The 12,284-nt window shown below is 73.1% G+C and carries 14 protein-coding genes and 1 tRNA gene; 8 read left to right on the plus strand and 7 right to left on the minus strand.

Annotated features, from left to right (window positions below):
* Positions 1 to 3: 3 nt before the first annotated feature.
* From AOM07_RS14030 to AOM07_RS14040, 3 genes are all read left to right on the plus strand, one after another.
* Positions 4 to 474 carry a nucleoside deaminase gene (locus AOM07_RS14030; protein WP_062314906.1) on the plus strand — a complete coding sequence of 157 codons (471 nt, stop codon included), beginning with the start codon at positions 4 to 6 and terminating at the stop codon, positions 472 to 474.
* A 92-nt stretch (positions 475 to 566) separates the two neighbouring features.
* The gene (locus AOM07_RS14035; protein WP_156171956.1) at positions 567 to 2,435 is read left to right on the plus strand and encodes an autotransporter outer membrane beta-barrel domain-containing protein; all 1,869 of its coding nucleotides are present in this window, start codon (positions 567 to 569) and stop codon (positions 2,433 to 2,435) included.
* A gap of 46 nt (positions 2,436 to 2,481) precedes the next feature.
* The gene (locus tag AOM07_RS14040; protein WP_062314911.1) at positions 2,482 to 4,317 is read left to right on the plus strand and encodes a cation:proton antiporter; all 1,836 of its coding nucleotides are present in this window, start codon (positions 2,482 to 2,484) and stop codon (positions 4,315 to 4,317) included.
* A 27-nt stretch (positions 4,318 to 4,344) separates the two neighbouring features.
* Here the strand turns inward: AOM07_RS14040 and AOM07_RS14045 are convergent, their stop codons facing one another.
* From AOM07_RS14045 to AOM07_RS14055, 3 genes are all read right to left on the minus strand, one after another.
* Positions 4,345 to 5,340, minus strand: a complete 996-nt coding sequence (locus AOM07_RS14045; protein WP_062314914.1) for an NAD-dependent epimerase/dehydratase family protein — start codon at positions 5,338 to 5,340, stop codon at positions 4,345 to 4,347.
* Between the two features lie 40 nt (positions 5,341 to 5,380).
* Positions 5,381 to 5,731, minus strand: a complete 351-nt coding sequence (locus AOM07_RS14050) for a YciI family protein (protein WP_062314916.1) — start codon at positions 5,729 to 5,731, stop codon at positions 5,381 to 5,383.
* 73 nt (positions 5,732 to 5,804) lie between these two features.
* The gene (locus AOM07_RS14055) at positions 5,805 to 6,230 is read right to left on the minus strand and encodes a MerR family transcriptional regulator (RefSeq protein WP_062314918.1); all 426 of its coding nucleotides are present in this window, start codon (positions 6,228 to 6,230) and stop codon (positions 5,805 to 5,807) included.
* 56 nt (positions 6,231 to 6,286) lie between these two features.
* Between AOM07_RS14055 and AOM07_RS14060 the strand changes: the two genes are divergently transcribed.
* The 3 genes from AOM07_RS14060 (at position 6,287) to AOM07_RS14070 (ending at position 9,382) form a co-directional block, all read left to right on the plus strand.
* On the plus strand, positions 6,287 to 7,363 hold the full coding sequence (locus AOM07_RS14060; RefSeq protein ID WP_084830330.1) for an aldo/keto reductase: 1,077 nt from the start codon (positions 6,287 to 6,289) through the stop codon (positions 7,361 to 7,363).
* A gap of 129 nt (positions 7,364 to 7,492) precedes the next feature.
* Positions 7,493 to 8,833, plus strand: coding sequence for an MFS transporter (locus AOM07_RS14065; protein WP_062314920.1), 1,341 nt, complete (start codon positions 7,493 to 7,495; stop codon positions 8,831 to 8,833).
* Positions 8,834 to 8,950: 117 nt separating this feature from the next.
* Positions 8,951 to 9,382, plus strand: a complete 432-nt coding sequence (locus AOM07_RS14070; RefSeq protein ID WP_062314923.1) for a hypothetical protein — start codon at positions 8,951 to 8,953, stop codon at positions 9,380 to 9,382.
* 15 nt (positions 9,383 to 9,397) lie between these two features.
* Here AOM07_RS14070 and AOM07_RS14075 read toward each other — a convergent pair whose 3' ends face one another.
* From AOM07_RS14075 to AOM07_RS14085, 3 genes are all read right to left on the minus strand, one after another.
* The gene (locus AOM07_RS14075; RefSeq protein WP_062314926.1) at positions 9,398 to 9,850 is read right to left on the minus strand and encodes a VOC family protein; all 453 of its coding nucleotides are present in this window, start codon (positions 9,848 to 9,850) and stop codon (positions 9,398 to 9,400) included.
* Between the two features lie 109 nt (positions 9,851 to 9,959).
* A complete protein-coding gene (locus AOM07_RS14080; protein ID WP_062314929.1) occupies positions 9,960 to 10,184 on the minus strand; it encodes a DUF6458 family protein in 225 nt (74 codons plus the stop codon).
* Between the two features lie 202 nt (positions 10,185 to 10,386).
* Positions 10,387 to 10,842: a hypothetical protein gene (locus AOM07_RS14085; protein WP_062314932.1), complete on the minus strand. Its 456-nt coding sequence runs from the start codon at positions 10,840 to 10,842 to the stop codon at positions 10,387 to 10,389.
* Between the two features lie 42 nt (positions 10,843 to 10,884).
* Here AOM07_RS14085 and AOM07_RS14090 point away from each other — a divergent pair, with 42 nt between their 5' ends.
* Both AOM07_RS14090 and AOM07_RS14095 read left to right on the plus strand, forming a co-directional pair.
* Positions 10,885 to 11,442, plus strand: a complete 558-nt coding sequence (locus tag AOM07_RS14090) for an LURP-one-related family protein (protein ID WP_062314934.1) — start codon at positions 10,885 to 10,887, stop codon at positions 11,440 to 11,442.
* Between the two features lie 70 nt (positions 11,443 to 11,512).
* Positions 11,513 to 11,583, plus strand: a tRNA-Gly gene (locus tag AOM07_RS14095).
* Between the two features lie 48 nt (positions 11,584 to 11,631).
* Here the strand turns inward: AOM07_RS14095 and AOM07_RS14100 are convergent.
* A partial coding sequence (locus tag AOM07_RS14100; RefSeq protein WP_156171957.1) for an integrase core domain-containing protein occupies positions 11,632 to 12,284 on the minus strand: 653 nt, incomplete at its 5' end.

Below are 12,284 nucleotides of genomic sequence, written 5' to 3' on the forward strand. Positions count from 1 at the left end.
CGCATGAGCGACCACCTCGACCACCTCCGCCGCGCGATCGCCGTCTCGCGGGCCGCGCGGGATCACGGCAACCACCCCTTCGGCGCGGTGCTCGTCGACGCCGACGGCCGTATCGTCCTCGAGGCCGAGAACACCGTGGTGACCCACCGCGACGCCACCGGCCACGCCGAGACCAACCTCGTCCGGCTCGCCAGCAACCAGCTCGACCCCGACGAGCTCGCGGCGTGCACCCTCGTCACCAGCTGTGAGCCGTGCGCGATGTGCTCCGGAGCGATCTACTGGTCGGGCATCGGCGCGGTCGTCTACGGGCTCGCCGAGACTGGCCTCCTCGCCATGACCGGCGCGCACGACGAGAACCCGACGCTCGCCCTGCCGTGCCGCGACGTGCTCGGCGCCGGCTCGCGCACCATCGAGGTCACCGGCCCGCTGCTCGAGGAGGAGGCCGCCGCACCGCACCGCGACTTCTGGGACTGACACATCGTCCCTGCTCAAGTCCTGTCCGCTTCGTGTCGATAACGGCGTTACACGAGGGTCTGACGGGCTGAGGGGCTGAGGGGGACGACCTGATGAGCAAGAGGGCAATGCTGCCGCGCGTGCGCGCGGCGGCCATCACGACGGGCGTGCTCGCCGTCGCCGCGATCGTGCCGATCGCGGTCGGCAGCGCGACCATCTCCAAGCTGACGGTCGCCGCGACCTACACGGGCTTCAGCGACGACAACGGCAACGGCGTCCGCGACTGGGACGACCTGCTCACCTACACGTTCACGCTCACCACCACGGGCGCCACGAGCACCACCGAGATCACCTCGCTCACGTCCGCCGACCTCGCGATCACCGCGATCGACGCGCCCGACGGGATGAGGGTCTCCGGCAGCAACACGACCACGTTCACCGTGACGGGCCACGCCGTCCTGCCCGCGGGTGGGGACGGCGAGGACTTCGCGCCGGTCTTCGACCTCGTCACCGACGAGCCTCCGGCGCACACCGAGCAGACCGGCAGCGTCACCGCGACGGTCGTCGACCTCGCCGACCCGACGCCGGTGACGACGATCTCGGCGACCGCGTCGGCGACGCTCGTCGAGCTCGTGGGCGACACGTCCGACGGCCTCGCCGCCGCCGGCGACCGCGTCGACTACGCCGTGACGGTGACCAACACGGGCACGGAGCCCGTCGGCTCGCTCGGCGCGACGTCGGACGGCATGGCAGGAGCGAGCGGCGCCGTCGTCCCCGCCGGCGCCACGGCCGCGCCGTTCGCGGTCGGCAGCCACACCGTCACCGCCGCCGAGGTCGTCGCCGGCGAGGTGCCCGCGCGGGCGATCGAGGTGACCGCGACCGGCGAGTCGGGCACCTCCGCGAGCATCTCCGCGAGCGCGGTCGCGGTCGCCGCCGCGACCCCCTCCTTCGCGCTCACCGTGGAGGCGTCCGCCGGCTTCGTCGCCGGCGCGACCGGCACGCCCCTGACGTGGCCCGGCGTCGGCGACCTCGTCGCCCTCTCCGGCATCAGCGCGGCCAACGCGAGCGACGTCGGCATCGACGGCTTCCGGCTCCTCGGCGCACCGCTCGCGTGCGACGGTTCCGCGACGGCCCTCGCCCGCGGCGATGCCGGCGTCTGCGCCGACACCGCCACGGCCCCGCTCACCCGCGCGGACCTCACGGTCGGGACGCTGTCCCTCGCGGGCGTCACCGGCGAGGTGCTGTACGGCGGCGCCTGGCTCCCCGCGACGCTGTCGCTCCCGACGATCCCGCTGGACGATGCGACGCCCGCGATCGGCTTCACGGTCGCCGGCACGCTCGATGACGCGAACGGCGACGGCCTGGCGAACGCCGGCGAGACCGTCACCTACACGCTGACGGTCCGCAACGACAGCCCGCTGTCGCTGCCCGAGCTCGTCGCGTCGGCCACCGACGACGGCGCGGACCTCACCCTGGGCGCGCTGCTCCCGGCGGGCGAGACGGTCGCGTCCGGGGACGCGCTCGCCGTGACCGCGGGCTACGTGGTCGGCGCCGCGGACGAGGCGCGCGGCACGCTGACGTACGCTGCGACGCTCGAGCCCCGGATGGCGGGCCTCGACCTCGCCCCGATCGCCGCCGCACCCGTGGTGATCGTCGCCGGGCCGGTCGCGACCGAGCCGGAGCCGGAGCCTGAGCCCGAGGACACGACGGGGGCCACCGAGGCCGTCGTCGAGGCCGCCGCGGTCGCCGCGGGCGGGACGTCGACGCCGACCGCGAGCCCCTCCGCGAGCGCCAGCCCGGCCGCCTCCCCCGAGGCCTCCGACGCCGCGGACGCCTCGGATGCGGAGACCCTGTCGCTCACGGGCGCGGCCCGAGCCGGCGGCCTCGGCGCGCTCGCCGCCGCGCTCGTCGCGCTCGGCACCGTCGCGCTCGCCGCGAGCCGGCCCCGCACGGTGTCCGTCGGGGCGCGCCACGTGCGGTGACGCGTCCCGCCCGGCCCGGAGGCGCCGCCGGCCCTAGTCTCGTAGCGTGACGCTCGCCGCCTCGGTCGTCCTGGTCCTCGTCGCCGGGCTGGTCTCGCAGCTCCTGGCCGCGCGGCTGCGCGTGCCCGCGATCGTCATCCTCATCGCGGTCGGGCTCATCCTGGGCCCGGCCACGGGTCTGGTCACCGTCGACATCCCCGAGGACGACCTCTCCGAGCTGATCGGCATCGGCGTCGCCGTCATCCTCTTCGAGGGCGGCATGAGCCTGCGCTTCGCGGAGTTCCGGCGCGTCGGGCGCGGCATCGGCCGCCTCACCGTGCTCGGGCCGCCGGTGGCGATGGCGCTCACCGCGATGGCGGCGCACTGGGTCGGCGGCTTCGACTGGCCCGTGGCGCTCGTGCTCGGCGCGATCCTCGTGGTGACGGGCCCGACCGTCATCGCGCCGCTGCTGCGCCAGGCGGGGCTGCGTCGCGACACCGCGGCCCTGCTCAAGTGGGAGGGCATCGTCAACGACCCCATCGGCGTCTCCCTCGCCTTCCTCACGTTCCAGCTCTTCGCGTTGTCCGACGACGGCGTCGGCTCGGTGCTCGCCGGGCTCGCGTTCGCGGTGGTGGTGGGCGGCGGCATGGGAGTCGTGGTCGGCGCGCTCGTGGGAGTCTCCTTCCGCCGCGGCTGGGTGCCGGGGCACCTCAAGTCCCCGCTGCTGCTCGTGACGGTGCTGCTGGTGGCCGGCGTGGGGAACCGGCTGCAGGACGAGACCGGGCTGCTCGCGGTCACCGCGATGGGCCTGGTGCTGGGGAACATGCGCCTGCCCGAGCGCGAGCAGCTCCTGCACTTCAAGGAGGGCCTCACGATCGTGCTCGTGAGCTCGCTCTTCATCGTCATCCCGGCGACCCTCGATGCGGGCGACCTCCGCGAGCTCGACTGGCGCATCGGCGCGTTCGTGCTCGTCCTCATGGTGGTGGTGCGGCCGCTGACGATCGCGCTCGTGACGCTCCGCTCGGACGTGCCCAAGCCGGACCGCATCCTGCTGGGCTGGATCGCGCCGCGCGGCATCGTCGCCGCCGCGACCGCGGGCACGTTCGGCCCGGCCATGGTCGACGCCGGCTACCCGGACGGCGCTCAGCTCGTCCCCACGGTCTTCCTCGTGATCCTCGTCACCGTCGTCGCCCACGGCTTCACGCTCGCCCCGCTCGCACGCCGGCTCGGCCTCACCACGGGCGCGCGCAACGGCCTGCTGCTCGTGGGCGCCTCGCGCTTCGGGCTCGCGCTCGCGGAGGCGCTCCGGCGCCAGGGGGTCGCGGCCCTGGTCGCCGACGGGCGCTACCAGAGCCTGCAGCCGATGCGCATGGCGGGAGTGCCCACCTACTTCGGCGAGGTGCTGTCGGAGCACGCCGACGAGACGCTCGAGGAGGCCGGCGTGGGCCACGTCCTCGCGGCGACCGACAACGACTACTACAACGCCCTCGTCGCACGCAGCCTCGGCACCGAGTACGGCTTCCACCGCTCGTTCCAGATCGCCCCCGCCGAGGGCACCGGCGAGCGCCGCGCGCTCACGTTCGAGCGCCGCGCGTCGTACGCGTTCGACGGCTTCACCGACCTCGCGACGCTGGACGCGCGCATCGCCGACGGGTGGCGGATCCACGCGACCCATCTCACGCGGCAGTACGGGCTGCGCGAGCTCGTGGAGCAGGTGGGCGGCGGGTCGGGCGCGATCCCCCTCGGCGCGGTCGACCAGTCGGGCGCCCTGCGGCTGATCTCTCCGGATCAGCGCTTCCTCCCGGCCAAGGGCTCGACGGTCCTCTACCTCGGGCCGAGCAGGCGCCCCGCGACGGGCGCGGTGCCGGCAGTGTCGGACGCGAAGCGGCAGGATCCCGCGTAGTCGAGGGCCCGGGGGCCGCGCGACCGGCTAGCCCCGCTTGAACTCCGCGATCAGCGCGAGCTCCCGCTCGCGCGACAGCCCGGCGGTGCCGGGACGGTCGACGCCCAGCGCCCGCTCCTCCGCGAGCACGTCGCGCACGGTCTCGATGAGCGGCCGGCGGACGGCGCCGGTATCGCGGAAGCGCGTCCCGTCGTGGAAGCCGGTGCGCGCGGGCCCGCCGTCGTCCGGGACCCACAGCGGCAGCGAGTCGGCGCCCTTCCACGGGCGCACGCCGCGCGCGAGGAGCCAGTCGGCGGCGGGACGGACCAGCGGCCCGTGGGCGCCCGCGACCTCCCTGACCAGCTCGATGAGCTCGAGCCCCGCGCGCTGCTCGCCGACCGCGTTCACCGGGCCCGTGACGCCCGCCTCGATCGCGCCGAGGTTCCAGGCGGCCAGGTCCCGCACGTCGACGAGCTGAAGCGGGTGCGCGGGCGGCGCGGGCACGAGCATGGGCCCGTCGCCCGCGAGCGCGGCACGCCGCGGCCAGTACGCGAAGCGCTCCGTCGGGTCGCCGGGCCCGACGATGACGCCGGCCCTCACCAGCAGCGCGTCCGGCTGCGCGCGCAGCGTCTCCAGCTCGCAGCGGACCTTCGCGGCGTCGTACTGGGAGGTGTCCACGACGGCGTCCGGCAGCACGGGCTCGCGCAGCGGCGCGTCCTCCGCGACGACCGTCCGGGTGGGCACGTAGGCCGCCACCGAGGAGACGTAGGTCCAGTGGAGCGCCCGGCCCTCGAGCGCCTCGGCCGCCTCGCGCACGTGGCGGGGCTGCCAGCTCACCTCGACCACCGCGTCCCAGTCCCTGGCCGCCACGTCCCGGTACGGCGACGACGCGTCGCGGTCGGCGACGATCAGCTCCGCGCCGGGCGCGACCACGCCGGAGACGCCGCGCGCGAGGCACGTGACGTCCCAGCCGCGCGCGATCGCCTGCGCCGCGGTCTCGCGGCCGAGCCACGCGGTCCCGCCGAGGATCAGGAGTGAAGGCATACGGCCAGGCTAGCGGGACGATGCGCGCCGCGCGGGGGCGTCAGGACTCCGCCTTCCAGTCGAAGAACGGCCGCACCTCGAGCACCCCGCCGCGCGCCATCGGATGGTCGAGCGCGATCGCGACGGCCTGGTCGAGCGAGCCGCACTCGAGGATGTCGAGGCCCGCGATCGCGGCGTGCGCGGGGTGCAGCGGGCCCGGCTCGACCGTGGCGCCGCCGGCACGGATCCGCACCACCCGCGACTCCGACGCGTCGGCGAGCCGGTCGCCCCAGACCCGCGCGCCGCTGCCGTCGTGGGCCGTCACCCAGCGCTCGATCTCGGCCGCGTCGTCGTACGGCTCCTCGACCGGGTCGGCGATCTCCTCGACGCACACGAGCAGCAGGTACCTCATGTCGGGCCTCCCCCGGGGGCCGCCGCGGGCCCCACCCCCGCATCGTCCCACCGCACGCGGCGGCGCGCACGGGTCAGCGGGACGATGCGGCGGGCCGCGAGGCGTCGCGCGCGACGTCCTCGGGCGTCGCGTCGCGCGCCTCGAGCATCCCCCGGTAGTAGTCGAGCTTGCGGTCGAGGAACTCGAGCCGCTCCCGGTCCTGCGCCATGCGGACCAGCAGCTCGTCGCGGTAGTGCGCGAGGACCGCGAGCCGCTCGGGGATGGTGTGCTCGCCCGCGTGCGCGAGGGCGACGAAGTCGCGCATCTCGCGGATCGGCATGCCGGTGCCGCGCAGCAGCTGGAGCGTCCGGATCCACCCGAGGTCGTCCTCGGAGTAGCGGCGGTGGCCGTTGGACCCCTTCGCCACCGGCGCGAGCAGGCCCTCACGCTCGTAGTACCGCAGGGCGTGCTTGGAGATCCCCATCCGCTCGGCGACCTCGTCGATCGAGTACCCGCTCATGCCACCCACGCTAACCCGTTGACTTCGAGCGCGCTCGAACTCCTAGCGTCGAGGACATGAGCACCGCACGCACCACCACCGAGATCCGGACCGCACGACGGTTCGGCCTGACCGACACCTACGTCGCGCCGATCGCCGTCGGCGCGATGCTCATGGGCACCCGCACCCCGGAGGACGAGTCCCGCCGCATCCTCGACCACTTCGTCACGGAGGTGGTCCCGCGCTTCGCGGCCCCCGACGGCTCCGCCGTGCCCGGCATGATCGACACCGCCGACTGCTACTGCTGGTGGGAGGACCACGGCTCGCTCGGCGGCCACTCCGAGTCGCTCCTGGGCCGCTGGCTGCGCGACTCGGGCGCGCGCCCGAGCGTGCACCTCGCGACCAAGGGCTCCGCCCGGCTGCAGACGCTCGACGGCGTCTTCGTCGACGGCACCGAGGACTGGGACGTCGCGCGGAGGCTCTTCGTCGGGACGTCCGCCCAGGTGCTCCGGGAGGCGCTCGCCGCGTCCCTCGACCGCCTCGGGCTCGAGCGCATCGACCTGTACTACGTGCACGTCGACGACCGCTCGACGGCGCTCGAGGAGACGCTCGGACTCCTCGCGGGGGCGGTCGAGGCCGGCCTCATCGGCGCGTACGGCTGGTCCAACGTGGCCACGTGGCGGCTCGCGCAGATCCGCGCGATCTGCGAGGCCCACGGCTGGCCGCAGCCCGTCGCCCTCCAGCAGCAGCACAGCTACCTGCGCACCAGCGCCGGCCACGACGGCGGCAGCATCGTGTCCGCCGAGCAGCTCGACTACCTGCGCGCCTATCCCGATCTTCAGCTGGTCGCGTACTCGCCGGTCCTCAAGGGCCTGTACAGCGACCGCGCGAAGCGCGACCCGGGCTTCTGGACGATGGGCGCGTACGCCGGCCCCGACGCCGAGGCGCGCCTGGCCGCGGTCGACGAGGTCGCGTCGCAGGCGGGCGCGACGGGCAACCAGGTCGTGCTCGCGTGGATGATGGCGCAGGACCGTCCGACGCAGATCCCCCTCATCGGGGCCCGCACGTTCGACCAGTACCTCGAGTGCATCGAGGCCGTCGACCTGGACCTCGGCCGCGAGCAGCTCGAGCTGCTGGACCACGCCGGGGCCTGACGGAGGCCCGTCACGAGACGCCCCGCCGGGCGCGGCGGGGTCGGGCGACGGGCGTAGGGTGGCGGAGGCGCACGTGCCGACGCTACGCCGCGGAAGAACCGCCCGCGTCAGCCGGTTCCCCTAGGTGACATGTCACAGACCTTCGCGTCCCTGCGCATCTTCAACTACCGGCTGTGGTTCGCCGGCGCCCTCGTGTCGAACGTGGGCACGTGGATGCAGCGCGTCGCGCAGGACTGGCTGGTGCTCACCGCCCTGACCGACGAGTCCGGCGTCGCGGTCGGCGTCACCACCGCACTGCAGTTCGCCCCGTTCCTCTTCCTGTCCGCGTGGGCGGGCGTGCTCGCCGACCGCGTCGACCACCGCAAGCTCCTGATCTGGACGCAGGTCGGGCAGGGCGTGCTGGGCCTCGGGCTGGGCCTGCTCACGGTGCTCGGTCACGTCGAGCTCTGGCACGTCTACGCGTTCGCGCTCGGCCTCGGCATCGTGTCCGCGATCGACGCGCCGGCCCGCCAGACCTTCGTCTCCGACCTCGTGCCGTCGTCCTCGCTGCCGAACGCGGTGGCCCTCAACAGCGCATCGTTCAACGCGGCGCGCCTCATCGGCCCCGGCGTCGCGGGCCTGCTCATCGCGGTGGTCGGCACCGGCTGGGTGTTCCTCATCAACGCCGCGACGTTCGGCGCGACCATCGCGGCGCTCGTCATGATGCGCTCGTCCGAGCTCCACCATCAGGAGCGCGCGGTCCGCGGGCGCGGTCAGGTGCGCGAGGGGATCCGCTACATCCGGCGCAGACCGGACATCGTGGTGATCCTCGTCGTCGTCGGCACCGTCGCGGCGCTGGGCCTCAACTTCCAGCTGACGAGCGCGATGATGGCCGCGACCGAGTTCGACAAGGGCCCCGGCGAGTACGGCATCCTCGGCTCCGTCACGGCGATCGGGTCGCTCTCGGGCGCGCTGCTCGCCGCGCGGCGGAAGCGGCCGCGGCTGCGCCTCGTCGTCGGGGCGGCCTTCGGGTTCGGCGTCGCGCTCACGCTGATGGCGCTCGCGCCCACCTACCCGCTGTACGTGCTCACGTGCGTCCCGGTGGGCTTCACCGCGCTCACGATGATCACGTCCGCGAACGCCGCGGTGCAGACCACCACGACGCCGCACATGCGTGGGCGCGTGATGGCGCTGTACATGATGATCTTCCTCGGCGGCACGCCCATCGGCTCGCCCATCGTGGGCTGGATCGGGGAGACGTTCGGGCCGCGCTGGTCGATCGGCGTGGGGGCGATCGGCGCGCTCGTCGTCGCGCTCGGCGCCGCCGCCTGGGTGGTGCGCGACGCGCGGCTCACGGTGAGCTACCAGCTCTCGCGGCCCTTCGTCCGCGTGCGCTACCCGACGCCGGCGGAGGAGGAGCGCGAGCGCCGCGCCCAGGCGGCGGAGGACATCCTGGCCCAGCAGCTCGCCGACCGGTCGGAGCAGCCGTGACGCGCATCGTCGCTGCGTACCCGGCGACCGCCGACCGCGGGGCAGCGCGCGGCGTCCGTGCGGCCGCCGCCCCGGCGCACCATACTGAGCGTCATACGATGCGCAGGAGGTGGACCCATGGATGAGGTGACGGAGTACAGCGGCGACTACATCGACGCCTGCCGCTGGCGCATCGAGGCGGAGGTCGCGGCCTTCGACCTGCTGCGCGGCCAGGCGCCCGGCGACGGCTCCATGGACGCCGCGATCCAGAACATCGAGGACGAGTACTTCGTCGCGGTCGCGAGCCAGCTCGAGGGGATGTTCGCGGACCGCAGCCGCGGCGCCGAGGGCGACGACCCGGGCCCGCTGCACGAGATGCGCGCGGTGGTGGAGGCGCTCAACGGCAACGGCGGGCGCTTCAGCCCGCCCGACGGCGCGGGCCTCGACGCCGACACGACGGTGCTCGGCCTCGACCCGGGCGAGCCGATCATGCTCGACCGCGACTCGTTCCAGATGCTGTCCGACGCGTTCTTCGACGCGCTCGAGGAGACGTACGGCGAGCCGTCCTGACCGGGCGGGCGCGGCTCAGGCCAGCCCGGTGCCCTCGGTCATGGTCGCGACGAGCATCCACTGGATGCCGTAGCGGTCCGTGAACGCGCAGTAGAGATCGCCCCAGAACATGGGGGTGGGCTCCATCTCGACCGTGCCGCCGACGGAGAGCCTCTCGAAGAGGTCCCTCACCTGGTCCTCATCGTCGAGCTGCAGGTTGAGGTAGACGTTGTTCCCGGGCCGGAGCACGTGGCCCATGGACGGCAGGATGTCGGAGCCCATGATGCGGTGGCCGCCGACGATGTCGAGCGCGCAGTGCATGACCCGGTTCTTCTCGTCGTCCGACAGCGGCGGCATGCCCGGCTGCTGCGGCACGTCCCCCATCCGCATGAGCGGATCGACGAGCGCCCCGCCGAAGACCTCCACGTAGAAGGCGAAGGCCTCCTCGCAGGCGCCGTCGAAGTTGAGATAGGTCGAGACGCTCGCCATGGCTGCTCCCCCGGATGGACGGTCCTCGTCAGGCTACGGCCGGCGGGGACGATGCGCGCGGGGAGCGCATCGCCGGGGCCGCCCCGCGCGGGGCGGCCCCGGGCGCCCCTCAACCCTCGACGCGGTGGTGGTCGACGTGCTCGTCGCGCACCTCGGTGTGGGTGGTCTTCGAACGCTGAGCGTTGGCGATGAGCGAGACCACGATCGCGACCACGCCGGCCGCCATGCAGATGTAGCCGATCATCGCGAGGTCGACGCCGTCGATCGCGTCGTCGACGGCGAAGGCGGCGATCGCGCCGACCACGATCAGGAAGATGCCGGAACCGAGTGCCATGCTGATGTCCTCCCCTGCTCTCCGGCGGGCCTGTCCGTTCGGCCGGGAGATCCGGCCGAGGGGCGCCTGAGCGCGAGCCCGCCGACAGGTGCAACGTCGATCTTCCAGGGACGATGCGCGGAGGACCGGCCGGCGACGCCGCGCAGTCCCCTATCTACCAGGGAAGATAGAAATGCCTGGATGTGGGAATAGGGGGTGCGCGTCAGGCCTCGTCGTCGTCGATCCGCAGCGCGCAGGTCGCCTTGTTGAGGCGGGCCAGCTGCCGGTCGCGCAGCATGACCGTCTGCAGCAGCTCCTCCCCGCCCGAGATCAGGACCAGCTGCGCGCTCGAGTCGCCCTCCCCGGCAGGGCACGTGGCGATGCCCAAGGGGAGGCGCACGGTCACCGATCCGCCGGCCGGCACGGTGACATTGAGGCGGACCGCGTCGAGGCGGTCGAAGTAGGGCGTGAACACCGTGCCGCCGGTGACGACCACGTCGGCGGCGCCGGTCGACTCGAGGGTCACCTCGACCGATCGCATCGCGAGCGACGCGTCCGGCACCTCCGCAGCCGCCGCGGTGGCGACGATCGGGTACTCGGGCGTGGCGGCGCAGGCCGCGAGCAACGGCAGGACCAGGGAGGTCGCGACGGCGGCGCGGATCGCGCGCGGAGCGGGCATGCCGCCATTGTGACGCGTTCGGCACCCTCCTAGGGTGAGGGCATGACGGTCAGGTACCTGGTGCGCCAGCGGATCACCCTCATGGTGAACCGTTACGAGGTGTGGCGCGCGGACGAGGGGTGGAACCCCGTCGAGCAGCTCGCGTTCGCGCAGCAGAAGCGGGGCCGGCTCCGCGAGGAGGTGCCGTTCTACACGGACGAGTCGAAGACGCACGTGCGCTTCACCCTCCAGGCCCGCAACATCCTGGACGTCAACTCGGTGGTCGACGTGCGCGACGAGGCGGCCGCCGTCGTCGGCGGCTTCCGCAAGGACTTCCGTCGCTCGCTGCTCGTCACCACCTGGTACATGGAGCAGGAGGGGCTGCCGCGCGTGCTCGGGCAGGAGACGAGCACGCTCTACGCGGTCCTGCGGCGCATCGGCTTCGACCTGCTGCCCTACGACTTCCTCTTCGCGACCGAGGACGCCGGCTCGCCGGTCATGACGATCGTGCGGAAGTGGGGAGTGCGCGACACCTACCGCGTCACGGTCGAGGACGACCGGTACGACCCGCGCCTCATCCACGCCGTCGCGGTAGGGCTCGACGCGCTCCAGAACCGCTGAGCGTGCCGTGGGCGGGAGGCCCGCGGCTACCCCCTAGAATGGGGGGACGCACCGCCGCCGAGCGGTGCTCGCGGGTGTAGTTCAATGGTAGAACTTCAGCTTCCCAAGCTGATAGCGCGGGTTCGATTCCCGTCACCCGCTCTCTTGTGATGTGTCGGGACATCGTTCACAGATGTCTCGGGTCATCGTTCACAAAGGCCCCTCCTTCGGGAGGGGCCTTTGGTGTTTCTTGGGCTGGTAGTCGCGGGTTTCGTCGAGGTGGTGTTCTGCGATGATCTCGCCGGTGGTGCGGTCGATGACGAGGGTGTCGCGGCCGGCCATGAGGAGCACGATGTCGGTTCCGCGGTGGGCGCGTCCGATGCCGAGGTGGCGTAGCTTGCCGGCCCAGCGCACGGTGATGGTGCCGCCGGGGTCGACGATGTCGTGGCGGACGCGCCAATGGCGCTCGAGGAGCTCGATCGAGGGCTGGTCCTTGGGTAGCGCGGTGTAGGCCTCGGCAGGGGTGCGCCGTGCGAGCGACCGGTGGGGGCGCTCGTGGTTGTAGACATGCTGGAAGGTGTGCAACACGTGTTGCATCGCGTCGATCGTGTCGGCGTCGGGCCTGGCCGCGAGCCACTTCTTCAGGGTCTGGTGAAAGCGTTCGATCTTGCCCTGGGTCTGGGGGTGGCCCGGGTGGCCGTTCTTCTGCTTGACGCCTAGGGATGCGATGACGTGCTCGAAGTGGTTGGGGCCGCCTTTGTAGTTGGCGAACCGGGTGGTGTAGATCAGCCCGTTGTCCGTCAGCGTCGACGCTGGTAGACCGTGCTCACGTGCGGTGGTCAGGAACGTGGTGGTCACGATCG

The sequence above is a fragment of the Demequina rhizosphaerae genome (assembly GCF_000971255.1).
Lineage (GTDB): Bacteria > Actinomycetota > Actinomycetes > Actinomycetales > Demequinaceae > Demequina > Demequina rhizosphaerae.